Here is a 22,376-nt window from a genome sequence, read left to right as displayed (position 1 = left end):
CAATACCGGCAGGTAAAGCGATGACGAGATCATGTACAGAATTTTTTCAAGTGCGTGCGTAAGTTCCACTGTTCCTCTCCTAGTTAATGCTTTCTTATAGTTATGTTTTTATTGAAATTTTATCGGGACCGCTTGGCTCTTTCTGGTTCAAGCGATTTATGACGCAGATCGACATAGTTCCCGCCCACCCATTGCCAAAAGGTGGCGGCCGCTTCCGGGCTGGTGCTCAGCAATTTAACGGCAATGGCGCCATTGCTGCTGATGTCGGTGATTTGCGCGTCTATATCAATCGTGGCTTGGTTGTTCACAACGCGCCTGTCGGTATCGAAACGAAAACTAACCGGCTCGCCGACTTTGAATAGCAAATCGTTCTTCAAACCGCCCAAAAATTTCAGCCGATATTCCGCTACCGATTGATAAGGTAGAACGAACTCGGCATGCCAACGAAACGGCGGGCACTGGATGGGACCGCTACCTTTAGGAAAATGCACGGTATAGCCGTCATCAACTTTGGCCTTGACCACGCCTTTGGTGTAAATTTCACGGCAGTTGGTTAAAACCGCGTCGCCCGGTTCAAAGTGATATTTGCCTGCGGCGAATGCTGGCGACTGGATCAGAACCAACAGCCATCCCAGATAAAAAAACCTTGTCCTTTTCATGTTGTATTCCTTTTCTTATTGGAGAACGGTGCGTTCCAGTAACCAAAAAATCCCCATCAAACTGACCGCAATCGAGCCGGCTTTCAAAAACTTCTCGGCAGTCTCGATCTTATTGTTCAGCCACCAGATCATCGGCAACACGATAGCCGCGACGGCGATTTGCCCGGTTTCTATGCCCAAGTTGAACGACAATAAAGGCAACAAAATCCCGGTATCGCCGGACGAAATATCCATTTCCTGCAACACCCCGGCAAACCCAAAACCGTGGATCAAGCCAAATCCGAAAGTCAGCCAATGCCGCCCTTTGGGATGGTCGCCGCGGATGATGTTTTCCACGCCCACGTAGATAATCGTCGCGGCAATGAACGGCTCGACGAAACTACTGGGTAGCTCGATCAGATTAAGCCCGGCGCAAGCCAGCGTGATGGAATGGGCGACGGTAAAGAACGTGATGATTTTCAGGGCCGGCCAAAAGCTGTGCGTCACCGTCAGCAATGCGAACAAAAACAGCAAATGATCGTAACCGGTGAGGATGTGCTCGATGCCCAGTTTAAAAAAATCGCCGAACGCCGCAAACGGAGCTTGGGGGGACTCCGCGACCGCGGCGTTGGCGATTGGTAAACTGATCTGATCGTCGTGTTTGCCCAGCATTTTTTCGCTGAGCGCTTTGCCGTTGGCTTCCCTGACCGTCAAATACTGCTGATGGCCGTCGGGCAGCAAAGCCAAAAACTTCGACTGCACCAACAAAGCGGTTTGCACCGGCCCCGCATAGTGCAGTTCCACCCGGGCATTGTTTTGATCATCAAAGCTGACCTGTCCTGGTTCGCTGGGCAGAGCATCATGGCTATCGATATTCACGCGCAGTTGCTCGGCCAATAGTTTGGCAATAGCCGGCTTGGCCGCTTCACGCTCGGCATCGGTCACCTCCGCGTCCAAATCGGCATCCATCGGCGTAAAGGCTTCGATGTCTTGTAAGGCGAAGGTCGCCTTGGCGTCGAGTTGCGCGGGTTTGATCGTTACATCCAGCGAACTTAGACCGGGTGGATGCGCATAAACCCTGGCGGATTGCAGCGTTAACAACACTGCAATCAAGCTGATAGCCCAGTGGGTTGAAGCAAATTTCATCAGGCTATCCTCAAAAATTGACCGTGATGGTGCCGCGCACCATACGTGGCTCGACCGGATGTTTCATCAGGCCGGCGCCAGAAACGCCGTTTGGATAGTTATATTCATAGTTGTAGGCAATATCGTTGCTTTGCGAACCGAGAATATTGAAGATGTCGACCTCGAATTTGTATTGCTTTTGTTTATAGCCCGCGCCCAAGTTGACGATGTTGGTATCGCCGGCCCAAACCGCGCCGGATTCATCCAGCGGCACGCTGCCGAAGTGGCGGAAACGCAAGGTGCCGAACAAGCCATTGGGAGCTTCGATCAGGGCACCGGCGCTAATTACCCGGCCCACGGAATTCGGGATGTACTTATTGGTCGCACCATCCGGGGCTTTGTTGAATTGTGCCGTGGTCAAAGCATAGTCGGCATCCAGTGTCAGCCATTCGGTGGGTTTGTAGTAGTTGGTAAACTCGATACCGTAGCGTTGCGATTTACCATTCACTTCGGTCGTTCCGGCATCGCCGACGAACACCAGCTCCTCACTGGATTGCAACCACCACAAGGCAAAGGTGCTGTTCAAACCGGGGATGATATTGGTACGCGCGCCCACTTCGCCGCCGCGCGACCAGGCCGCCGGGCGGATGCGCGGACTAACCGCATTGCCATCTGGGTCAAACTCGGTGCCGGTGACCGGATGCACTTGCAGCGTGGTGCCGCGCGCATCGTTGGAGTGATAGCCGTAACCGATATTCGCGAAGTATTCGGTGTTGTACCAGGGGCCGACCACCAGACTCAATTTCGGACTGATCATGGCTTTGCCGCGACTGCCGGAGTTAGCGGCGTTGGTCTCGGCCGTGCCGCTGCCGCTGGCCAGCACTTCGACGTCATTATTAATGAAATCGCCGCGCAAACCGGCGATGGTGCGGACTTTATCGTGCCAGTGGGTAGTATTTTTGAAATAAGTACCCACGGTGGTCACACCAACATTGCTCTTGCTGACGGTATTGACGACCTGCCGGGCTGTAGTTTCGTATAGACCCAAATCCATGATCTGGTCATTACGAAATTGCAGGCCAATGCTGTTGTCCATTTCAAAGCCGAACAGCTTGTTATAGCGGGTGTGTTCGAAATGACCGCCGGTTTGCACGCGGCGTTCGGTTTGCAAAATCTGGTCGCCGCCGTCGCCGCGGGTAAAGCCGCTGAAATTGGAGAACAAATTCAAATCGGTGTAGACCGCGTAGATATTCGCGTCGTTTTTCCAATTACCGCCCTGGTTCCAGAAGCTGGCCGAAGCGCTATAACGATTGCTCTCGCCGCCGTCGGTAGGGTCCATGCTGCCGTACAGACCGATGGCACCGCTATCAATAGCCGCCTGCGGAATCTGATTGGTGGCGGTCCAGCTATTGGTGTAAGCCTTGCCGTTAATTGCCATCCCCCAATCGCCGCGATCCAATGTGTAGCGTAACTGGCCGTTGAATTTTTTCGAATCTTCCGGCACTTCCCAGACGCCGTTGTAGAGATTGAATTCGCCGGCATACAGCAAATCGCCATCGCCGAGCTTGTTGGAATTGGCCACCAGCGTTCGGTAGTAATCAAACGAACCAGCGGTAAATTTGGCGATGCCTTTATCCAACTTGTCCATACTGAACATTTTGGCGTAACCGGCGGCCGAGAAGTCCCCCACTTCCGCGTAATACGGGCCCTTGCCGTATTCCACTTTTTTCACCAGCTCCGGAATGATGCTATTGATGTCCATGTAACCTTGACCATGGGCGTGGGTAGTCATGTTCATCGGGATGCCGTCGACATAAGTCGTGAAATCGGTACCGTGGTCCAGGTTAAAGCCACGCAGGAAGTATTGGTTGGCCTTGCCGGAGCCGCTATGCTGGGTGGCGATGGCGCCGGGCACCACTTCGACCAACTCGCCATTACGCGAAAACGGCCGGTATTCGAATTGCTTCTGACTGACTTCACCTTGCGAGGCCGACGGTGCAATGCCGATCAGGTTTTTGCCGCGGCCGTCTTCTTCCACTTGCACCGCTTCCAGTTCTTCTGACTTAGCGGTTTTGGCTTTCTTTGTGCTCTGTTGCGAGGTCTCTTGCGCCGTTTGTTCGACAGATTCAGCGTCGGCATTAGGTGCGGCGTTCAAATCCGCACAGGCCAGACCTAAAATAATTTCCAGGCCGATGACCAGGTGCTTCTTTTTGAAATAGGGATTGCAGGATTTCATCTCAGCTCCGGGAGGTATTTAGTAAAGGCGATGGGTGACGCGGAGCGCCGGCAGGGTGTTGCATAAGGTCTTCCTCGATGTGCGTTATTGTTTTAGTTGTTATTGTTTTGGGGGTATTGCCAGGACCGAAATCGGTCGAATTTTCTAAACCGCGCGCTATGAGCCGTTGAACGCCGACAGCGCGAGAATGAAACGGGAGGAATAAACGTGCCGAGCAAAGCGCTGGCTCGGGGAGCGAAAACTGCTTGCTGGAAACCGCAGCCGCTAAAGCGTTCGGCAGTAACTCGTTAAATGATTGGGTAGTAAAATCGCCGAGGAGATTGCTGGCGAAAGTCAGTTGAAGACGGGGCACTTCAACAGTGGAAACCGGGGACGTGCGAAGAGTGAAAGAGGTGCTTACAACAAAAACATTTGAATAGGCAGGCGGCGATGTGCGACCGACGCCACTGCTGCGCAATTGCGTACCCGGCGTATGATTGATGTCCGGAAACAGCTGCCTGAAGTGTAAGTTGCCCAGTGCTGCCAGACCATCGAAATCGACGATAGCCTTTAATAGCACCGACAGATTCTGCAAATAAGCGTTCAATGAAGCACTAAGCCCATGGGTTTGACCGTCCGTAGCGCAAGCCTTTACCGCCGAATATCCGGCCGGACTACCCAACGCTTGACCGCCCGAAACCACATCATCCAGCCCCATCGCAGCTACTTGCCGCTCAAAAACAGACCGCTCGGCAAACTCTCCGGTATTGAATAAGTCCGTCCAGTTGTTCAACGCTGTTGAACTGGTATTCTGATTTAGCGTTGTAATGTTGCCGGTGTCGCTGACCATGGCGTCAGCGGCTTTGGCCAACGCCGCTTGCGAGAACAACAAAGTCAGCAAGCAGGTAGCGGTCAACACCACCAGCTTAGCGACCAGTATCCCGGCGCCGTGCAGCAACAGCGTCGCCAGCATAAAGCCCAGCGTGTAAGACAACAAACTAGCCGATGTGGAAATTTCCTGGCCGTGGGCAAAGCCGTGGAAAAACGCGAAAAAGGCGACGATAAAGACGTTGAGCTTGGCGCTGAAACGAATCTTGCGGGTAATCAGTACGGCAAACACCGCGCAAGACAATAGGATGATGCCTTCGACACTGGGAATCGTCAGCCCGGCCGCGCCGGCCAATCCGCCCAAGCTCATCACGCCGACAAAGGCCAACGGCAACATCCAGATCGCTTGACCGCGTAATTGCGCGGCCCAGATCCCCACCGCCAACATGGTCAGCAGGTGATCCCAGCCCCCCAAGGGATGACTAAAGCCATTATTCCAACCGATATTGTCCAAACCACCAGAAATATTGAGCAACGGAAATATCAACCCAAACGCTAAAGCCAGGCACGACGCGAGCCATAAACGGCTGCGGGCTGACTCTGTTAGCTTGATTTGAAACTGAAATTGCATGAGATTTATCTGGGTTTATCGGTCTTAAAGCTCGATCTATGCGCCATGTAGGACAAAACGGAAAACCATCATACGATAGAAGTCACATTTTTTAAAATTATGAAGATTTAACAAAATATCTTATTATCCTCGCCAATAAACTGCTCGTGCCGCTAACTCGGGCCTTCAAGTACGCGGATGAAAGTGGCTGTGAGCATGATCGTGGTGACCATGCTGGTGATGCGACATTGCCATTTTCACCGGCACCAAGTTTAGCGATGCGTGGCGCACACCGGTTTCGGCGGACATTTTGTCTGCCAGCGACCGAATTCGTTGAGTCATGCCGCGCAGAAACAAGGTTTCCATGCAGTCGTCGTGATCGAGATGCACATGCATGGACGACACGACCAGGTCATGGGCGTCGTGTTGCAGGCTAGTTAGGCGTTCGGCTAAATTGCGTTCGTGATGATTGTAGACATAGGAAAGCGTGGCGATGCTGTAGATGGCCTCATCCTTGCTGAGACGCTTGGTTTCGATTTCCTTGCGCAATAAATCGCGTACGGCTTCGGAACGGTTGGAGTAGCCGCGCGCTGCAATCCATTGATCGAATTCGGCGGCCAAATCGTCGTTGAGAGAGATGGTAAAACGTTCCAAAGTCGGCTCCTGTCGTTATTGTTATTGGATCGCCGATTATAACGCAAAGCCCTGATTCGCTGGCGTTTACGCCGATATAGATACCCGCCGCACTGCCGGCGCGATTAAAACAACAAGAGGCATTTTTCATGTCCACCGGACATTACATACACGACAACTTCAGCAAACTCGTCATTCGCAGCCAAGTCGGTATTGCCTTAACACTGCTGTTGATATTAACGGCGTCAGACTTTTGGTATCCGAGCGAGTATAGCCTGAAGGCCGGCGTGCATGGCGTGAGCGCGATCCTCGCTGTCGTGGTCGGCACCTATCTTACCCATCGCGCCATTCCGTTGATAAAAGGCATGCACGTCAGACTTGAATCGTTGCGCCATTGGCTGCTGGCCGCCACCCTGCTAAATCTGGCCGGCGCGATTAGCGGCAACTGGATTTATATGCGCTACCGCGGTCAAGACGGTCCGCGCGACTGGATATTGGCGCATGTGCCAGCAATTCATAACGTGCTGATGGAATTCAAGGAATTCGTCTCGCTGTTCCCGTTTCCGCTGATGCTATTGGCAACCGCGACACTGTACTACTACGGCCTATCGATCCAAATGCGCCGCGACCTGACCCGCTTCGTCGGCATCACAATCCTGGTGTCATGGAGTTTTCTGATGATCGGCTTCGTGGTTGGCTTGGTACTGGCCAAACTGCGCTTTGTTTGACGGTGACCCGCGTGATACATAATCAAAACCAAACCGATTCCAATAACGAGCCCCTCTATTCCGGGCCGGTGGTAGCGGCCAGCCTAGCCCTTTTATTGGCATTTTTGACCTTGATGGTCAGCCACCATATTTCGCGATTGTCGCCCGGCCTGGACAAGTTAGTGCATAGCTTCGGCTACTGGATTCCGGGGTCGCAAGGCAAAGGCCCGGACGGCAGCATAGGCTCGTATACGGGCAAGGAAACCCTGGCTATCGGCGTCTGGTTATTAAGTTGGCTGGCATTTCATTTGCTCTGGCGCAAACAGGATTTGGATCTGACGACTTGGACCCGAGTTTTCGTCATTAGTCTGGCGGCGATAACCTTGGGCTTCTTTCACCCCTTATCCGATCCGCTGGTACTGTTCATCGCCGGCTTCTTCGGCCTGCCCTAAGGAAACTCCATGCGTAAGCTTTTAAATCCATTCATCCCGGTGTTGCTGGCATTGGTCAGCCCAATTAGCCTTGCCGAAGGCGTGCTGTTAAAGTCCGACCCCAAAAATAACGCCGAAGTGACCGGTTTCGACGGCACGGTGAAATTCTGGTTCAGTGGTAACGTAGGCGAGCGTTCACCTTCGGTCGTGGTTGTCGATGCCCAAGGCAAGCGGGTCGACAACGGCGATGCCCGCCTTGTCCTCGGCGAACGTCATCGGCTAACCGCCACCACCCAAACATTGCCGCCCGGCGCTTACGCCACCCGCTACCGGGTGATTACCGAAGACGGGCTAATCGTCAGCGGGGTTTCCAAATTTTCCATCGTCGCCGAATCGGCGCCCGGGGAGGCCAAACCATGATTCGTATCAGCCGACTTTCCGCTGCTTTATTGTTGTTCGCGACCGGCTTGCAACTGGCTATGGCATCGGTGCCGCTGGGTGGCAACCGCAAAGGCGCCAACGGCAGCTACGATCTGTACGGTTGCATGCTGACCAATGACTATTACGTCGTCAATTTTGCCGCCTACCAGATCGATCCTAATCGTGCCAAGGACGACAAATCCGTACCTCAGGCCGAATGCGTCGATCTGCCGCGCGTCGGCAAAACCCAGATTGCTATCGATTTGCTGGATCTGGATGTACGCAAGAAGCCGGTGGCATTGAAAATACTACGCGAAGACGGCCAATCCATCGCCGAATTACCGATGGCCGTGGTTAAGCAAGGCGTATTGACGACGACAGTGGATTTTAAAACGCCGGGTAAATACCAAGCAGTGTTGTTCGTAGAGGACAACGACTTGCATACGCCACCGGAGATCAGCGCGCTACACATGCCTCTGACCGTTGGTTTGCTTGTGGAACCAACGGCCACTAGCGGCAATAGCCTATGGATTGTGGTGGGGTTGCTGGGCGGATTGATAGCGCTGGCGGCCTATTTAGTGCCGCGCTGGCTAAAGCCCAATGCAGCTCATACACCGCATTAATTCCGATTTCATCGCTCCGGCCACAACCGTCCTGCCGTAACCCCATGCTACGGACCGAACGAAAAGATACCGGCGCGCCGCCGTATGTCGCGACCGTCGGTAGTCAATAGCCTGCTTTCACTCTGTCTTGCAAAGGAACCCCCTATGACACCGATCCGATTTAAATCGACCATACTGGCCGCTTGCGTGTTATCGCTAACCGCCTGCGCCTCCCGTCACCACCACGATGAACAGCACGCCGACGCCGGTTTCGTACCAGGCCTGGGTGAAATCATGGCGCAAACCGCCACTCGCCACGCCAAATTATGGTTTGCCGGTCAGGCCGAAAACTGGGCACTGGCGGCCTATGAAATCGACGAACTGCACGAAGGGATGGAAGATGCCGGTAAGTACCACCCCACGCATAAGCAGATCAAACAAGCGATTCCGGAATTGATCGCCCAATATGTCGACCAGCCACTCACAGCGCTGGAACAAGCGATAAACGCCAAAAACAAAGCTGAGTTTATTGCAAATTACGATAAGCTCACCGCTGGTTGCAACGCCTGCCACCAAGCCACCGAATTTGGCTTTAACGTGGTTCAACGCCCCAGTTTCAACCCCTTTGCCAACCAGGCTTTCTAACCAACAGTAAAAGCCAACTTCTGCCGTCGCCGGAGTTGGCACACTCGAATAACAGTGGGAGGTATCGGCGTTTTTGACGTTCATTTTCTTGCCTATCCCTGTGTAAAACGACCCGTTATTTCTTCATCGCGCTATTTTTTCCGGCATCTTAAATTGTCCACGCCGACCCAGTCGGCGGCGACTTCCGGTATTTTCTTCCGCGCAAAAAAAAGGGCAGCCTAAGCTGCCCAAACTGCATACATGAAGTATTTGTGTTGTCAAAATGCCATTACTGGAATTTTGTCAGACCGGCAAAGCCTTCTCTGGCTTCTTTAAGTTCTTGTTCTGCCGCAGCAAAATCGGACTTTTTAGCCAATTCTCTGGCTTTTTTCAATTTCAAAACCACTTTATCGCGTTCGAATTCGAATTTATAGTTGGCGCTAAGTTCGCTGGCGCTTTGTGACGCTTCCTTGATCAACGTGGCTATTTTTGTCGAATCAGCGGACGGAATCGCATCCAAAGCGGCTTGCATATGAGCATCCACTTCTTTCAACACCTCTGGTACGGATTTATGGGCTTCTTTTGCGTACGTTGCACCGGAAAAGCCCAGAATCGAAACCAGCAGAGTTGATGCGATAAAAATTTTCTTTAATGTCATGTGTTTCCTCTTAGTTAAAATGAAATGTAACGGGTAAAGCAAATTGTCCTGATCTGAGATTAAACGCTACTGAGCGGGCGACTCCTTTGGTTGAAAGTATTTTCGAGTGCTTGGAATGGCTATTTATTGGGGCATCCGGCCGGCCAGCTTAGCCAGTGACATCAAGATACCCAGGTTTACGGCAACGCCGATTGCCAATAGACTTGAAGTCGCCAAAGCAAAGCCGGCCGTATAGCCAAGCGCTTCAACATCCAGCCAAATAGCCAAAGCGTGCACATAACCGTGAAACACCGCGACGGCAGCAATCAGCAGCAACGAAAAAACCCAGTGCAATTTGCGTCCCGACGCCAACAGCAAACCCAAAACCAGCACGCTCGCATACATCAGCGTTTCAGCGTGGGCAATCTGCAACGGGATCAGGGTCAAGCCGCCGCCCAGCAACAACATGCACAAGAACAATAACACCTGCCAAACAAACGATTTGCCGCTACCTGTCCGGCAAATCCACATGCCTACCGCGAGCATCGTCAAGATGTGATCGGAACTGGAAAAAGGATGGAGCAAACCGCTGCCAAAACCGACCGATTCTTCGGCCCAATGCAACGGATGCGCCTGCACAGCTGACACAGACGCCAGCATCACAACTAAAAACTGTCGTAATAATTGTTGCGTCATGCTTCTGTCTCCGATAGCGGCAAGGTTGAGGAATTTTTATAGAATCGCCGCCATCGTAGCAGAAATAAGATGAATTAAAAATATTTCATAACAAAATTAAAACAAAAAACCCTGCCTATCAAAACTCGTACTTAAACCCCGCCTGCACCAGACGCGGCATGCCCGACTGGATCCCGCGCACCCGGTCGGTGATGTAGGTGTTGTCCAGCAGGTTTTTCAGCGACACGAACAGGGTCAAGTCCTTGCGCACCTTGTACAAGCTGGCGAAGTTGACCACCACATAGTCGTTGATTTTGCCGTAGCTGCCGCCCAAAGCCGCGCTGCTGGTCGGGCCGTTGGGATGGTCGGCGCCACTGTCCAGATTCAGAAAATCGGCGTATTGCTCGCTGACGAAGGCCGCTTCCAAGTGGGCATCGAAACCGGTCGGATGCGAGTAGCCCAAGGTCGCGGTCAACAGGCTTTCCGGCGCATACGGCGCGCGCTTGCCGGGCGCGGAACCGAATACATTGCCGCCGGGGCAACTCGCCGGATAGGCGCCGCTGGACAGCGGCACGCAACGGAAGGCCGCCGTGGTCTCGGCGGTTGGCAGCCACATGTAAGCAATCTGCGCATACGGGTTGTGAGTCCAGTTGAACACATCGCCGAAGTCGGCCCGCGCCATCAATTCGATGCCTTCATACAAGGCCTTGCCTTGCGCCACCGGCACGCTGCCGCCGCCGACTGTGCCCAATACGGTTAGGGAATCGAAGTCGTTGTGGAAATAGGTCAGCTCGGTCTTGACGCCGCGCAACGGCCTGGCCCGAACGCCAAACTCGGTATTCCAACTGATCTCGGCGCCGACTTCGGCCGAGCCGCCGGTATCGTTGTAAACCGCGTCCTCCACTCGGGGTGGCGCGAACCCGCGGTGAATGCCGAAAAACAGCTCGGCGCTATCGATGGGCGCATACGTCATCGCGAACGACGGCAGAATTTCGGTCAGGCTGCTTTGGCCTTGCGCGCCGTTCAGTAAATTTCTGCGCTCATAGCTGACCGATTCGACGCGCACGCCCGGCGTGAAGGTCCAATCGTTCCAGATGAATTTGTTCTGCACAAATCCGGAATAGGCGTCGGCAAAGCGTTCGTTATTCTCGGTCAGTTGACCGTAATTGCCGCCGTTGGGATTGCTGGCGTCGCGTGCGTCCGCGGTACTGCCGCGAATCATGCGCCGATACTGATTCTCGAAATGCGCCCGAAAACCCGCGTCCAATTGGCTTTCGATGCCGAACAAATCGTGTTTGGCATGCAAGGTCGGCGCCACGCCCCAGGTTTCGTAGTTACGCAACCGGCCGGAGTTGTAATTGCACAAATCCATATCGACCGGAATGCCGTTCTCCCGGTCTTGCACATAAGTGGGGATGCCTCGCCCAACGCACTGGTTCTCGGTCGGAAATTCATTCTGCTGTCGCCACCAGTTGCGCTCGTACGCCGACCAGTAAAAACTGGTTTCCAGCGTCACGTCGTTATTAAAACTGTGCTCGTAGGTGGCCGAGGTGGACCAGCGGTCGTTGGTAAAATTGGCGTTTTTGTCCGGATTGTAACGTGCGCCCAGTTTGCGGTATTCGGCATCGGTCAAGCCAAAGGCCGCGCCTTGCTCGTCCTGGTGGTAAAAGTCGCCGCGCAGGGTCAAACGGTTACGGGCGTCGAAATCGATAATGCTTTTTAAGTTAGCGTCGTCGACCACGGCAAAGGTATTGTCGCGATTTTCCATGCCTTCCTTGTGAATGTAATCGACCACGCCGCCGACCGCATCCAGGCCTTGCACGTTCTTGGCTATGCCACCGTAACGGGCGTGGCCGTTCAGATAATCGCGGTTACCGCCGGTAAAACTGACGAAACCTCCGGGCTTAGTCGGTACTTTGGGAGTCAGATAATTGATTGCGCCGTTAATAGTTTGCGGGCCGAATTGGGTCAAGTCGGCGCCTTTGTAGATTTCGATGCCGTCGTAGCGTTCGATCGGCGGATGGTAGTAAATGTCGTTGTCGCCGTAGGGCGCGAAGTTGAACGGGATGCCGTCCTCCAGAAACAACACTTTGGTGGAGCGGAACGGGTTCTGTCCGCGAAAGGCGATATTCGGCCGCAGGCCAAAGCCTTCCTCATCGCGCACATACACGCCGGGCGCCTTGCGCAAGGCTTCGTTGACGGTGAACACCTGGTCGCGTTCCAAAGTGTCTTTGCTGATCACCGCCGTGGAGCCGGAAAAGGTCGCGGCTTTCTCGACGCTTTCCACGACTTCGACGCCAGTCAGCGTGTCGACGGCATTCTCGGCTGAAGGCGAATGAACTTCGGGTTCGGCCGCCGCCACGCTCCCGGCCATCAGACCCGCTAGCAAAGCCGGCAATAATCCATGTTGTTTGGGCATATGATTCACTTCGGATTGAATATTGATTAACAACGCATCCAAGCCCCGGCAGGCCGAAACTGAATACCGGGGCGCAATGTAACCAAGCCAACTGAATCGAAACTGAAAATCCCGGCGCTTTTAATCCGGTTTTAGCGATGCAACGGCAAACTCACCGTTACCAAAAAGCCGCCCAGAACCTTACTGCGGCCAAAATATATTGCGCCATGGTAGGTGTTGACGATGTCCGACACGATACCAAGACCCAGGCCATGGCCCTGCACCGACTCATCTAAGCGCCGGCCGCGTTGGGTCAGGTAGGCCAGATCTTCGTTTTGGCAACCGGGGCCGTCGTCGGCGACCCGAATCACCACCCCGCCTTCCAGCGCCAATTCGACATCAATCCGCTGCTTCGCCCATTTGCAGGCGTTATCCAGCAGATTGCCGAGGACTTCCATCAAGTCTTCCCGGTCGAAATGCAGCAGTTGTTTGGGTGCGGTGACTTGAATGTCCAGCGGCTTGTCGGCGTAAATGGCGCGCAGGGTCTTTTTCAAGGCGATGATTTCGCCATGCGGGTTGAAGGCCGGCGCCGCCTGCTGGTCGCCGGCGATCCGCGCCCGTTTTAACTCGCGTTCGATGCAATGACGGATGGCTTGGCTTTGCTCATCCAAGCGCGACCGCAGGTCCGGCCGACTATCGAAATGCGGGTCTTCGCCGGTTCTTAACAATAGCGCCATCGGCGATTTCAGCGCGTGCGCCAAATTACCCATCGCGGTGCGCGACTGTTGCAAGCGGCGCACCACCAATTCCAGCAAATGGTTGATTTCCTCGACCAGCGGCTGAACTTCGGCCGGCACCTCGCTGCCGATATGTTGCCTGCCGCCGCCGGCCACCTGCTCCAGTTCGGCGCGCACCGTGGCCAGCGGATGCAGTGCACGCTGGATGTTCCAGCGCAGCAGACCGATGGCGCTGAACAATATCAGCAAGGTCAAACCCAAATAGGCCACGCGAATGGCGGTGATGTCATGGTCGACTGCCGACAGGTCTTCGGCCACGCTGATGTTGATGCGATGGCCGAAACGGACCGCGCCCAAGGTCAATACCAGCAGCGGCGTTTGCTCGGGTCCGGCCGCATGGTACAGCATCGACTGCTCAGGCCCGACGGCCTCGACCGCCAACGGAAAATCCAGCAAAGATGGCGATGGGTAGCCCTGGGCATCGACCTTGACCAGATAATAATGGCCGGACAACCGGCGGTTGTAAACCGAACTGATATGGAAACTATTGAAAACGACTTGGTCGGCGTCGCTGTAGGCCAGAGACTCCAACAGCGAATAGCCGTCGTCGGCCAGGCGGTTGGCCATTTGCTTTTCGGCGGCGCTGCGGATGATCCAGTCGGAGGCCAGCCAATGTAGGATAAAAATCGCCCCCAGCACCGCGATCAGGCCGCGGCCCAGGCGCTTGCGTAAGGACATCACGGCTTGAGACCGAACAGATAACCTTGGCCGCGCCGAGTATGAATCAAATCGGTGCCGACGATTTTGCGCAGACGTTTGACGTAGACTTCCAGCACGTTGCTGTCGGGTTCTGTGGATTCGCTGTAGACATGTTCACCTAGTTGACCCTTGCTTAACACCTTGCCGGCATTCAGCATGAAGTAGCGCAATAGCCTGAATTCGATAGCGGTCAGCGGCTGAGCCTCGCCACCGGCGACCATGGCGGTTTGTTCGTCTTCGTCCAGTTCGACGCCGAACAGTTTTAGTTTGGCTTGGTTGAAATGGTGCACCCGCTTCAACACCGCCTGCAAGCGGGCCAGCAATTCTTGGGGGTGGAAGGGCTTGCAGACATAGTCGTCGGCGCCGGCCTTGAAGCCGTCGACTTTTTCGTACCAGGCATCGCGGGCGGTCAGAACAATCACCGGCATGTGGTTGCCCGCGTCGCGCCAGCATTTCAGTACTTCCAGGCCGGCCAGCTTGGGCAAGCCCAAGTCGAGAATCGCGGCATCGTAGGGCTCAGTCGCCCCCAGGAACTCGCCCTGCGCACCGTCGATTGCGGTATCGACGACGTAGCCGGCGCCGCGCAAATCAGCCGCCAGCGGCAAAGCAAAGGCCGGATCGTCCTCGACCAGTAGCAGACGCATAAATGCGCGAGTTACATCGCGTGCATTTTGTAGTCGACGCGGGGGTAATCCTTTTTGTCGCGCGGATCGGCGCTGTCGGCGGTTTCTTGATCGTTGCGTTGTTGCGCAGACTTAGCAATCATCTGCTCCCAATTCTCGTAACGGGCATATTCCTTGTCGCCGGCCGCTTTACGCTTCGTAAAATTTTCCTTGCCCAGATCGATCAACTCTTTTGATGTCTTACCGTCGATGAGTTGCAAAAACTCATCGTTATTCTTGATTTGCTCGCGCAATAACCAATAGGAAACCTCAAACGGCATACGTTCGGCTTCCGGTAAATGTTCTTTGATGTAAAAAACCGACTTCTGCGCAGTCTGTAAACTCCGGGCATTGATCTGATTCGCCTTGCTGCAAGCACCCATCACGCATACCAGCGATGCAATTAACACAATAGCCAAAACTCTCACATTTCCTCCTAATGACTACGCTGTAGCCCGTTCCCGTTATCACGGATAAAAAATAAAGGACTCACTTTCGGACAAACCTAATCGGCCGCGAATTGTAGCATTATTAAGATAATTATTTTTTTAGTCTTACATTGACTGACAATAGCGGGGGTTAAGGCGGGATTTCTGTCGGAACTGCCCAGTCGAGCTTTACGGGATTGCCAACGACAAGCCCGCAGGATAGGTAAGCATGACGCTCAAGGGTCAGAAAATCATAGGCAACTTTGCGAAAAATCCGCTCGGCGTTGCCTATCTCAACAATAGCTTTTCGCCATCCGGCTTAATGGCACCACTTTAATCTTGCCGGCATGTCCAGCCGAACCGAATGCTTCGTAACGTGCCTGGCAAAGCGCCTGCATGGCGTCTCTGGCGGCTTGGTAAATCTTGCGGGCATCCAATTCCGCGACATGTTCCGGTTGGGCGACAAAGCGGCGAATCGCGCCGGTGGACGCCATGCGCAAGTCGGTATCGATATTGACTTTGCGAACGCCGTATTTAATGCCTTCCACAATTTCCGCCACCGGTACGCCATAGGTTTGTGCAATATCTCCGCCGTATTCGTTGATGACTTGCAGCCAGTCTTGCGGCACCGAGCTGGAGCCGTGCATCACAAAATGCATATTCGGCAGACGCTGTTGCAAGGTTTTTAAGCGGCTGATCACCAACACTTCGCCTGTCGGCGGCTTGCTGAATTTATACGCGCCATGACTGGTGCCTATGGCCACCGCCAAGGCATCGATTTGGGTTTGCTTGACAAACTCCACCGCTTCATCGGGATCGGTCAGCAAGCGGCTGTGATCCGCATCCTGCTGATTTTCCAGCGAACCCAGGCAACCGATTTCGCCTTCCACCGACACGCCGCAGGCATGCGCCATGCTCACAACGCGGCGGGTCACCTCGACGTTATACTCAAACGACGCAGGCGTCTTCATGTCCTCCAGTAAAGAGCCATCCATCATCACCGAGCTAAATCCTGATTGAATAGCCTGGGCGCAAATGTCCGGCGATGGCGCGTGATCGCGGTGCATCACCACCGGAATATGCGGATATTGCTCGACGGCAGCCAAGATCAAATGCCGCAGAAACACCTCGCCGGCATAGCGATTAGCGCCGGCAGAACCTTGCATGATTACCGGGCTGTCACAAGCATCGGCCGCCTGCATAATGGCCTGCACTTGTTCCATGTTGCTGATGTTGAAAGCCGGCACGGCAAAGCTGTGTTCCGCCGCGTAATCCAAAAGTTGTCGTAAAGATATTAAAGCCACGCTTGGCTCTCCTTGGCGTTGTTTTATTAAGTTTTATCGGCTGATACGCCGGCCCGGACAAATAGTTCTTGGACTCAGAAGCTCTCCGCGTCGCGGCGAATCAGCCGCTTGTTTAAAGCCTGCCGGCTAATGCCCAGCAAACCCGCGGCGACGCCTTGATTGCCTTGGGCGCGTTGTAGAGCTTCGGCAATCAGTGACTCTTCGGCTTCCTTCAGCGTCGGCAAGCGCTCCGGAAAACTGCCGGACGAGGCAGACATCCCGTCCATGACACTACCATCGCCGGGCATCGGCATTTGCTCGGCAATGGCTTCCTTGAAACTCTGCAAGGACAGTACCCCACCCTGGCTACGGGCGACCGCATCGAAGGCCATGCCTTCCAGCTCGCGGATATTGCCGGGGAACGGGTAATTATGCAACCACTGAAACAACGCCGGCGGCACGCTGGGCGCGGGCTTGCCCAGGCTGTCGGCGGCTTTTTCCACAAAATGCAGCGTCAGTTGCGGCAGGTCTTCCCGGCGTTCGCGGAGCGGCGGCAGCTGGATATGATGGGTCCGCAAGCGAAAGTATAAATCCTTGCGAAAGGTGCCGAGTTCAACTTGCCGTCTGACATCGCAATGGGTGGCTACAATGATGCGCGCCCTACTTTGCCGGGGCCGATCCGCACCTATCGGGTAAAACGAACCATCCTGCAATAAACGCAACAGCTTGACCTGCGAAGCGATACTCAGGTCGCCGATTTCATCCAGAAACAGCGTTCCCTCGCCAGTGCTGGCCAGCAATCCGTCGCGCGCTCGCTCGGCGCCGGTGAACGAGCCTTTGGCATGACCGAACAATGTATCGGAAAACAGCGTGTCGTCCAGGCCGGCGACGTTGACTGCCACCAAATCACCCGCGCGCCCGGACAAGCGATGCAAGGCGCGGGCAATAAGCTCCTTGCCGGCTCCGGTTTCACCGGTAATCAACACCGGCTGCGGCGAGGCGGCAATGGCTTCGATGTAGCGGAAGATGGCAAACATGGCCGGGCTTTGCGTGACGATCTCGGCGAATGCGCTGGGTTCGTGCGGGCTGTTGGTGAGCATCCGCTCTTTCAGCGACAAAAATTCCGCGCGCAGCACCCGACTTTCTACCGCCCGCCTTACCGCCGCCACCAGACAGTTTTGCTCCACCGGCTTGAGTAAATAATCGCTGGCGCCGCTGCGCATGCACTCTACAGCAATCTGCAAATCGTTGGTGGCGGTCATCATGATCACCGGAATTTCCGGATACTCAGCAGCGATCTGGTCCAATAAGGCCCTGCCGGACAGATGCGGCATGGTCAAATCCAGCACTATTACGCCGATGGGCCGGCTTGCCAGCAATGGCAATACCGCCCGGCTGTCGTCCAGCGTCAGTACCTCGGTAAAACCGGCACTCCGCAACACCAAACTGGCGCTGTGCAACAACTGCGCTTCATCGTCCACCAACAAGATAGGCAGCTTGCCCAGATCTTTACATTGCATGATTGTCTGCCATCGCCGGCCCCGGATTGACCTGAAAAATAACCCGTGCGCAGGTGCCTTGCCCCGGCTCGGATGAAAAACTTAAGCTGCCGCCTTGGGCGCGCAGCAATGAAGCGCTGATAGCCAAACCCAAACCGGTGCCGCCATTAGCCTGTTTCGTAGTAAAGAACGGGTCGCACAGTTGCTGGATATGTTCGGCGGCGATGCCGACACCTTCGTCCCAAACTTCCACACCCAACTGTCGGCCGTCATTCAGTAATTTGGTGGTAACGCTAACAGATTTTTCCGGGTCCGGAAGTGCTTCCAGGGCATTAATCAACAGATTGACCAGCACCTGTTCCACTTGCTGCGGATTGCCGCGCAGCTCCGGCAAGCCCTCGGCAAAATCGGTTTTGAAATGCCGGGTTTTTTGGTCTATCAGATGCTTCAGTAAACCTAACGCCCGCTCCACCACCTCGTTAATCGCAAAAGATACCGGAGCCTCGCTGCTGGGCGGGCGGGCATAGTTTTTCAGTTCCGCGACGATGCGTTCGATGCGTTTGGCGCCATCCCTGACATCGTGAATCAGCACCGCGGCGCTGTTGCGCATTTCGCTGTAAGGCAAGCCGCCCAAGGAAAACTCACCGGCCGCTTGATAATGCTCTTCCAACACCTCCAGCGCATCGCTCCAAATATCGGCAAGTAAACCGGAGTTGAACAAAATCAGTTGATTGGGGTTATTGATTTCATGCGCGACGCCGGATACCAAAGTACCCAAGGCAGTCATCTTGTTGGCTTGAATCAGTTGCAGTTCTTGCTGGCGGGCGACCTGTTCCAGTTGCTTGCGCACGCTAATGTCACGGATGATCGCGGTCAAATAGCGCTCGGTGCCGCGCGTCCAACGGGATAGCGACAATTCGACCGGAAACACGCTGCTGTTCCGCCTTAACGCTTTCAATTCCCGCATTGGGCTACTAAGTCGATTTGCGCCTTGTACTTCCTGGATTTGTGCAAAAAAATCCGGCGCCGGGTTTGCCAGCAACTGCTGAAACGGCTGACCCAGCACCTGGTCTGCCGGAAAGCCAAACATCAGCTGTGCGCCCTGGTTCCAGGACACGATATTGCCTTGCATGTCCACGGAGACAATCGCTTCATGCGCCGAGTCGGTGATGGCGCGCAGCCGGGCTTCGCTTTCCCGCAACCAGGATTCGGCTTGCAAGCGCTCGTTGGTTTCTTGTTGCAAATTGGCGTGGGCCTTTCGTAACGCCAGCGTATTCGCCCTTAGCAGGACAAATTGATACAGCAAATACGCCAGGAGGACGACGGCGACTAAATACAACGCCAAACGATAGGCCTCGGCTTGTTGCTCCACGCTGCCGCTGTACTGGCGCAGGGCTTGTTGCAAATCATCGACTCGGCTGACGATAGGCTGAGCGATGATCTGCCGCAGCAGCGTATCCACCTTCGGCGACACCTCGATAATCAGCCGGCCGTGGGCGATCAGCACCCGATAGTCATCCGACTGCGCGGCCAGTCCGGCCAGCCGATCAAGCTCCTGCTTAATTTCCGCGGCCAGTTCCGGCTGCGGGCTGTCCATGAAACTGAACATCAAGCGCCATAAATTGCCCAGCTTGGCGGCATCACCGGGCTTTGCCGCGGCCCGCAAGGTTTTACCGATTTCGTCGAAGGACATCACCGAATTGCGCAGCAAGGCATTATCGGATTTGAGGTATTCGATCTGCCCTAAGCGTTCCTGGACTGTTGCGGTTAACTGGTCCGCTAAATTGCCAAGCAATTGCTCCGCCCCTTCCACCGCTTGCAATTCGGTTTGCAAACTCTGCGACAAGCGCAGCAGCTCCTGGCCTGCTTTGGTGAGGGCATCGTAGTTGGCCAGCAAGCCGGCGCGGGCCAGCAAAATATCGCGCATCAATTCCGCATCGCGCAGTTCGATGATGCGCAGCGTGCTTTGCAGGCGGTTACGCCGCTCCAGTTCCGGGCTGGCGCTTTGCAGCCAGAGATAGGTCAAGGCCAGTAACAGACCGGCGACGATCAACCTGGGCCGCCAGGAAATCGCGGTCATGGCTTGGCTGATTGGCTGGCGACCAAAGCCTTGCCGGCGTATTCCCCGGTCAATGTCTTTAGAAATTTAACGATAGCATCGCGCTGCTTCGCCGCCAGCCGCTTGCCCAATTGATGCTCGGCCATCGTATCCACCGCCGCTTCCAGGGTAGCGGCGCGGCCATCGTGAAAATACGGCGCGGTGACAGCAACGTTACGCAAGCTTGGCACCCGAAACACGCCGCGGTCTCTGGCGTTGCCGGTGACGCTGTAACGGCCCTCGTCCACCGGCTCTTGCGGCCCTTGCGGTGCGCCGAATACCCCGAACTTCTGAAATAGATTGCCGCCGATATTGACGCCCTGATGGCAGGCCACGCAGCCCAGGGCCTTGAACAAATGAAAACCTTGCTGTTCGTCTGCATCAAGCGCCGCGGTTTCACCGCGTAGAAAGCGGTCGAAGCGGGCATTGGGCGTGATCAAACTGCGCTCAAAATGGCTCAAGGCATCGACGACGTTGGCTTTGGTCAATCCGTCCGGGTAGATGCGGCTAAACGCATCGACATAATCCGGCACCGCGCGCAAACGCTCGATCAACTCCGGCCATTTGGCGTTCATGATTTTCGGATTAAGCATGACTTTTTCGGTGTGGGCTTCCAGCGTGGTGACTACCCCATCCCAATTAAAAAAGTAATTGAACGAGACATTGAACAAACTGGGGGTATTGCGCAGCCGCGAAACTCCGTCCGCCGCTGCGGCGCGGACCTTGCCGTCCATGCCGCCGCTGTCCAGCGGATGACAACTGGCGCAAGAGCGCTGGCCTTGGTCGGAGAGTTTGGGATCGTGAAATAAGCGTTGGCCCAACACCACGCGCGGGGCATCTAAAGCCACCGTGAGCGGCAAGGGCGCCAGCGGTTCCGGGGTTTGCGCCCGCGCGGCCATCGTTAAGGCCATTCCCATGCCAACCGCTAAAAAAAGCCCAAACATACTTTTTTGCGTCATGTTTACGTGTGTCAAAGCGTGGTTTACGAATCCGGTCTTCATTCTATCCTCGATTGAAATCGCGGTAAGCCTAAATTTCACGCTGGATCAACGGCTTTTTGCTGCGGCCGTCGCGCTACATGTAAGCCTTCCGTTAACCCACCCTGAGACAAAAGTTGCTGAATAAGTCACTCTGGCAACCGCCCTGCGCCGCTTAATGACCGGCATCGCAGCGCTTTCCAGCACCTTTGCTGCAACTTTCGTCGCACCCACTCACCGGCACAAACACGGAAAACAAAATCCTAAATAAATGATTTTAAACATCTATTTATAAAAAACTTTCTTGGCACGCTACTCGCATTGTTAGAGACAGAAGCTGCCAGCAGTTTCTTTATCCGAGACCAATTCTCAGCACTTTAACCCTTTTAGGAGTACCGACATGCAAAGCAAATTAATCCCACTTTTAGCCGTTTCCACCTTGTTCGCCGCCAACGCCGACGCCGCAGCCTTCTCGTTCAGCACCGGCGGCCCGGATTACCGAATCGCCACCGGCGCGCAAGCCGGCGGCACCAGCCGGGAAATAGAATCAGCGGACGACTTTGTGTTAACGCAACATACCCAGCTAAACCAAGCCACGTTCACCGGTTTGCTCGCCAACGGCGCCACGCTGAGTGACATCGCCAATGTGAATGTGGAAATCTACCGGGTATTTGGTAAGGATTCCGTAAACCCGCCCTCCGGCCGCGTGCCTACCCGCGTCAACTCGCCTTCGGATGTGGCGTTTTTGGGCCGCGAATCGGCTGACAACTCCTTGAGCTACAGCGTCACATTACTAAACAGCAACGCCTTGGCCGGCAACTCGGTAATCAACGGCATTCATCCGCTGCCCAACCAAACCACCGGCGGCGAAGGCGCTGTTTCCGGGCAGGAAGTCAGATTTGACATTAATTTTAACGACGCCATCTCCTTGGCAGCCGACCATTACTTTTTCGTGCCGCAGGTGGAATTGAAAAACGGGAATTTCCTCTGGTTGTCGGCTGCTAAACCAATAGTCGGCGGCAGCGGCCCGTTCACGCCGGATTTGCAATCCTGGATACGCGACGGCAACCTGGACCCGGACTGGCTGAGAATCGGCACCGACATCGTCGGCGGCACCACCTTTAACCAAGCCTTCTCGGTATCCGGCGTTGCCGCCGTACCGCTGCCGGCTGCCACCTGGCTGTTTCTAAGCGGCATCCTGGGCGTTATGGGCTTGGGTAAACGCAAACAAGCCAACGTTTAAATCGTCCTGCACTGCACTCCTCTCCTACCTGCCATGCTGTTAACAAGCAAGTTGTTGGCGGCATGGTTTTTTTCTAGGCCGGTAACTCAGCCTTTATTTACTTGCCACCACGTAAAAAAGCCGGCACGGGGCCGGCTCTTCTAAGCT

21 protein-coding genes are annotated in these 22,376 nt (G+C 54.8%); 6 read left to right on the top strand and 15 right to left on the bottom strand.

Annotated elements, in window-relative coordinates; genetic code table 11:
- Positions 1 to 119: 119 nt before the first annotated feature.
- The 5 genes from ACH5Y9_RS02160 to nikR form a co-directional block, all read right to left on the bottom strand.
- The gene (locus ACH5Y9_RS02160; RefSeq protein ID WP_415880231.1) at positions 120 to 659 is read right to left on the bottom strand and encodes a hypothetical protein; all 540 of its coding nucleotides are present in this window, start codon (positions 657 to 659) and stop codon (positions 120 to 122) included.
- 15 nt (positions 660 to 674) lie between these two features.
- Complete coding sequence (locus ACH5Y9_RS02155) at positions 675 to 1,784, bottom strand: HupE/UreJ family protein (protein WP_445368347.1); 1,110 nt, start codon at positions 1,782 to 1,784, stop codon at positions 675 to 677.
- A gap of 10 nt (positions 1,785 to 1,794) precedes the next feature.
- Positions 1,795 to 3,999, bottom strand: a complete 2,205-nt coding sequence (locus tag ACH5Y9_RS02150) for a TonB-dependent receptor (protein WP_445368346.1) — start codon at positions 3,997 to 3,999, stop codon at positions 1,795 to 1,797.
- 1 nt (position 4,000) lies between these two features.
- Positions 4,001 to 5,437, bottom strand: a complete 1,437-nt coding sequence (locus ACH5Y9_RS02145) for a HupE/UreJ family protein (protein WP_445368345.1) — start codon at positions 5,435 to 5,437, stop codon at positions 4,001 to 4,003.
- Between the two features lie 165 nt (positions 5,438 to 5,602).
- On the bottom strand, positions 5,603 to 6,070 hold the full coding sequence (gene nikR, locus ACH5Y9_RS02140) for a nickel-responsive transcriptional regulator NikR (RefSeq protein ID WP_171696129.1): 468 nt from the start codon (positions 6,068 to 6,070) through the stop codon (positions 5,603 to 5,605).
- 128 nt (positions 6,071 to 6,198) lie between these two features.
- On the opposite strand from nikR, the gene ACH5Y9_RS02135 reads away from it, so the two are divergent.
- From ACH5Y9_RS02135 to ACH5Y9_RS02115, 5 genes are all read left to right on the top strand, one after another.
- Positions 6,199 to 6,777 (top strand): hypothetical protein, encoded by a 579-nt coding sequence (locus ACH5Y9_RS02135; RefSeq protein WP_205451035.1) that lies wholly within the window; start codon positions 6,199 to 6,201, stop codon positions 6,775 to 6,777.
- 11 nt (positions 6,778 to 6,788) lie between these two features.
- Positions 6,789 to 7,208 (top strand): hypothetical protein, encoded by a 420-nt coding sequence (locus ACH5Y9_RS02130; protein ID WP_033155796.1) that lies wholly within the window; start codon positions 6,789 to 6,791, stop codon positions 7,206 to 7,208.
- A gap of 9 nt (positions 7,209 to 7,217) precedes the next feature.
- Entirely contained in the window at positions 7,218 to 7,607 is a 390-nt protein-coding gene (locus ACH5Y9_RS02125) for a copper resistance CopC family protein (protein ID WP_445368344.1), read from the top strand.
- Positions 7,604 to 8,230, top strand: a complete 627-nt coding sequence (locus ACH5Y9_RS02120) for a hypothetical protein (protein WP_445368343.1) — start codon at positions 7,604 to 7,606, stop codon at positions 8,228 to 8,230. The genes ACH5Y9_RS02125 and ACH5Y9_RS02120 overlap by 4 nt, the downstream gene beginning before the upstream one ends.
- Positions 8,231 to 8,374: 144 nt before the next feature.
- Positions 8,375 to 8,854: a hypothetical protein gene (locus ACH5Y9_RS02115; protein WP_445368342.1), complete on the top strand. Its 480-nt coding sequence runs from the start codon at positions 8,375 to 8,377 to the stop codon at positions 8,852 to 8,854.
- 268 nt (positions 8,855 to 9,122) lie between these two features.
- Here ACH5Y9_RS02115 and ACH5Y9_RS02110 read toward each other — a convergent pair whose 3' ends face one another.
- From ACH5Y9_RS02110 to ACH5Y9_RS02065, 10 genes are all read right to left on the bottom strand, one after another.
- Positions 9,123 to 9,491 carry a hypothetical protein gene (locus ACH5Y9_RS02110; RefSeq protein ID WP_445368341.1) on the bottom strand — a complete coding sequence of 123 codons (369 nt, stop codon included), beginning with the start codon at positions 9,489 to 9,491 and terminating at the stop codon, positions 9,123 to 9,125.
- A 123-nt stretch (positions 9,492 to 9,614) separates the two neighbouring features.
- Positions 9,615 to 10,166, bottom strand: coding sequence for a HupE/UreJ family protein (locus ACH5Y9_RS02105; RefSeq protein ID WP_445368340.1), 552 nt, complete (start codon positions 10,164 to 10,166; stop codon positions 9,615 to 9,617).
- A 118-nt stretch (positions 10,167 to 10,284) separates the two neighbouring features.
- Positions 10,285 to 12,564, bottom strand: coding sequence for a TonB-dependent receptor family protein (locus ACH5Y9_RS02100; RefSeq protein WP_445368339.1), 2,280 nt, complete (start codon positions 12,562 to 12,564; stop codon positions 10,285 to 10,287).
- A 131-nt stretch (positions 12,565 to 12,695) separates the two neighbouring features.
- Positions 12,696 to 14,018, bottom strand: a complete 1,323-nt coding sequence (locus ACH5Y9_RS02095) for a sensor histidine kinase (protein WP_445368338.1) — start codon at positions 14,016 to 14,018, stop codon at positions 12,696 to 12,698.
- Complete coding sequence (locus ACH5Y9_RS02090; protein WP_445368337.1) at positions 14,018 to 14,683, bottom strand: response regulator transcription factor; 666 nt, start codon at positions 14,681 to 14,683, stop codon at positions 14,018 to 14,020. The genes ACH5Y9_RS02095 and ACH5Y9_RS02090 overlap by 1 nt, the downstream gene beginning before the upstream one ends.
- A gap of 11 nt (positions 14,684 to 14,694) precedes the next feature.
- Positions 14,695 to 15,129, bottom strand: a complete 435-nt coding sequence (locus ACH5Y9_RS02085) for a hypothetical protein (protein ID WP_445368336.1) — start codon at positions 15,127 to 15,129, stop codon at positions 14,695 to 14,697.
- A gap of 293 nt (positions 15,130 to 15,422) precedes the next feature.
- Positions 15,423 to 16,433 carry a class II fructose-bisphosphate aldolase gene (fba, locus tag ACH5Y9_RS02080; RefSeq protein WP_445368335.1) on the bottom strand — a complete coding sequence of 337 codons (1,011 nt, stop codon included), beginning with the start codon at positions 16,431 to 16,433 and terminating at the stop codon, positions 15,423 to 15,425.
- Positions 16,434 to 16,507: 74 nt separating this feature from the next.
- A complete protein-coding gene (locus ACH5Y9_RS02075; RefSeq protein WP_445368334.1) occupies positions 16,508 to 17,932 on the bottom strand; it encodes a sigma-54-dependent transcriptional regulator in 1,425 nt (474 codons plus the stop codon).
- Positions 17,922 to 19,991, bottom strand: a complete 2,070-nt coding sequence (locus ACH5Y9_RS02070) for a DAHL domain-containing protein (RefSeq protein ID WP_445368333.1) — start codon at positions 19,989 to 19,991, stop codon at positions 17,922 to 17,924. Before ACH5Y9_RS02070 ends, ACH5Y9_RS02075 begins: the two co-directional genes overlap by 11 nt.
- Positions 19,988 to 20,953, bottom strand: a complete 966-nt coding sequence (locus ACH5Y9_RS02065) for a cytochrome-c peroxidase (protein WP_445368332.1) — start codon at positions 20,951 to 20,953, stop codon at positions 19,988 to 19,990. Before ACH5Y9_RS02065 ends, ACH5Y9_RS02070 begins: the two co-directional genes overlap by 4 nt.
- Before the next feature lie 433 nt (positions 20,954 to 21,386).
- Between ACH5Y9_RS02065 and ACH5Y9_RS02060 the strand changes: the two genes are divergently transcribed.
- Positions 21,387 to 22,229: a PEP-CTERM sorting domain-containing protein gene (locus tag ACH5Y9_RS02060; RefSeq protein ID WP_445368331.1), complete on the top strand. Its 843-nt coding sequence runs from the start codon at positions 21,387 to 21,389 to the stop codon at positions 22,227 to 22,229.
- The last annotated feature ends 147 nt before the right edge of the window (positions 22,230 to 22,376 follow it).

It is taken from the genome of Methylomonas sp. BW4-1, from assembly GCF_052474385.1.
This window is presented reverse-complemented; position numbering and strand designations above follow the sequence as displayed.